This window comes from Pandoraea sp. NPDC087047, from assembly GCF_044745225.1.
Classification (GTDB): domain Bacteria; phylum Pseudomonadota; class Gammaproteobacteria; order Burkholderiales; family Burkholderiaceae; genus Pandoraea.
In genome coordinates this window covers 1-2,231 of sequence record NZ_JBIUZU010000029.1, presented here as the reverse complement: position 1 = coordinate 2,231, position 2,231 = coordinate 1, and the positions used below count along the sequence as shown (strand labels likewise).

The window sequence follows — 2,231 nt, the reverse complement described above, 5'->3', positions numbered from 1 at the left end:
ACGGGCGTCGGTACTGCGGTAGGCGCGGCGGTTGGCGGAAGCTCGGGAGCGCTTACCGGGTACAACGTTGATCGGTTTAACCGGCAGTTGCATCCTCAGGAGACGGAAGTCATCGCTGCGTTGGCTAAAGAAAAAGCGAAAGCGATTTGTCAGGGGGACGCGACGTGTTTAGGACGCGCAACCGTGTATTGGACGGACATCCTTGAGCGTACTGCAAAGGGGTTGGTAGACGACGCAGAGAATTCAAAGAATCTGTCGTATCTTCAAGGGCTGATGCAGGCGTCCGCTGATCCCAATAGTGCTGGAGCGCAAGGAGGTGTCTCTACCTACTTGGCAAACCTGAAAGACGCTCAGGAGATGCTCTCGGCTTACATGGGCCAGAAGATCGTTGTTGGTGGCAATCCCGTGATGTCAAATGGCGCGCCTCAAACGTTTTTTAGTGCAACGGATGGCCAAAAGGCAAACCCGTACATCAACTCGATTCTGGGCATGCAGCTTCCCGGCCCGATTATTCCGGGTATGGAATTGCGCGATCGAAATCGCATGGATACATTTGCGACACCCAGCGGAGCGACCCAACCGGTATATCCAATAGAAGAATGGTTTCTTGGAGGGAAGTTGGTTGCGACACTGCTTGGAACTGCCGGGCGATTGCTTGCCGCCACTGACATCGTCCTCTTGGAGCGCGTTTCGGCGTCTCCTGCGGGGAACATAAGTGCACAGCAAATCACGAGGGAAGGCGTAGCGCTACGTCTCGCTGCGGAGGATCGCACGCTCCTTGGCCAACTTGACTCAGTGACTTCTACGGGTGTCCAGGGAGACTTGCGAGAGTACGTGGTAAATAATTACTTTGTTAGAAATGGGTACAGGCCTTTGGAAGGAAAATGTGGAGCTAATAACTGCTTTGACGGGGTTTATGTTAAGGGCGACACCATCTATCTCGTCGAAGTCAAGCCGCTTAAATCAGACGGATCAGTAAAGCTGAATGGGCCATCTGAGGGCTTTCCGACCCAGATGTCCCAAGATTGGGTCGAAAATGCGGTGTCACGATTGTACAAGGGAACAGCGGAGCAACGCGCTACCGCGGAAGTCATCATGTCAGCCTTGGGTAACGGGAAAGTGGTGAAAATTGTGACCGGAGTAGACCGCAACGGAGTTACTGCGGTGAAAATCAAGTGAGGTGATTGATGGATGGCTACGTTCTGCAGGAAAAAAGCCGCCTCTATGAAGGCGCAGTGCGTTGGCGGCGCGATGCGGAGGAAAAGATACGTCGTGGAGGAAAGATCGATCTGGGGGCTTGCTACGCGATAATGTCGAACTCGCATTTCGTGATGGGTTTGTACGACTACATTACGAAGCATGATATGTCAGGGATGAAGCAGAATTTTTATACTGCTTGCAAATTACACCTTGCTGCCTTGATTTTAAGTAGTGAGGGTAGGTTGCAAACTCCAATGCCGTTGCTATGGGCTATCTTGTCGGATGCGCCATTGGTTATTGATGAAATGTCGAATTTCGATCAGGGTGATTATGCTGATAATAAAAAAAATCCTCGATACCCGCAGTTTATGGTGCATATGTATCAAATGGCCATAAAGTCTGATTTTGATGGTGTGCGCCGTGGTTTGGAAGTAATGAAAAAGTACGGAAAGAAAGAGGATCGAGATAAAGTCAAAAGCGGGAGCAGTTTTTTCTCATTACTGATGCTTCGAGATAAATCTTCGCTCGAGAATGAGATATTGGCGAAGGTTAGTGGGGAGGCGGCTAATCCAATGGCTGAAGGTATTGTTTCTATTATCTCGACAATGGAAGCAAAAATATGCTGGATGCACGGTATTGAAGTGGATATTGATAGTGATCTCGTCCCGAGAGATTTCCTTCCGGTAAGACCGCTGGCGAGGTATTCGGATGAATACGATTTTCTTTCGGTTGGCTATGAGAGGAAAGGACTAATTTCACGATTGTTTGGTGGAATTTTTGATCGATAGGGTGGTGTTTTTTGATCGGGAAAGAAAAGATAATTTCCTGAGAAAGCACGGCTCGGCGCAAGGCAATGCTGTAGATTTCACGAGTGCCGGCGCATTAGCGGCGGGATGTATTGCCTTAGTAAAGACCCGCTCACGTCCTAATGGACGGAAAGACGATGAGCAAGAAGATGGACGAAGACATCAAGCGATAGACGGTGCAGCGCCAGAGCACGCTGGTGCTGGACATCATTCAGGGCAAGACGA

2 protein-coding genes and 1 pseudogene are annotated in these 2,231 nt (G+C 49.9%); all 3 read left to right on the top strand.

The genetic code is table 11. The annotated features are described in order from the left end of the window. A pseudogene (locus tag ACIPHM_RS24550) lies at positions 1 to 1,179 on the top strand (cell surface protein); the annotation flags it as partial. An 8-nt stretch (positions 1,180 to 1,187) separates the two neighbouring features. Continuing rightward, positions 1,188 to 1,988, top strand: coding sequence for a hypothetical protein (locus tag ACIPHM_RS24545; protein ID WP_400334294.1), 801 nt, complete (start codon positions 1,188 to 1,190; stop codon positions 1,986 to 1,988). After that, positions 1,969 to 2,231, top strand: a 263-nt coding sequence (locus ACIPHM_RS24540) for a hypothetical protein (RefSeq protein WP_400334291.1), incomplete at its 3' end; no start/stop codon positions are given. The genes ACIPHM_RS24545 and ACIPHM_RS24540, both read left to right, overlap by 20 nt.

Coding starts and splice junctions, on each gene's coding strand:
- ACIPHM_RS24545 (WP_400334294.1), top strand. CDS start 1,188: ATGGATGGCTACGTTCTGCAGGAAAAAAGCCGCCTCTATGAAGGCGCA.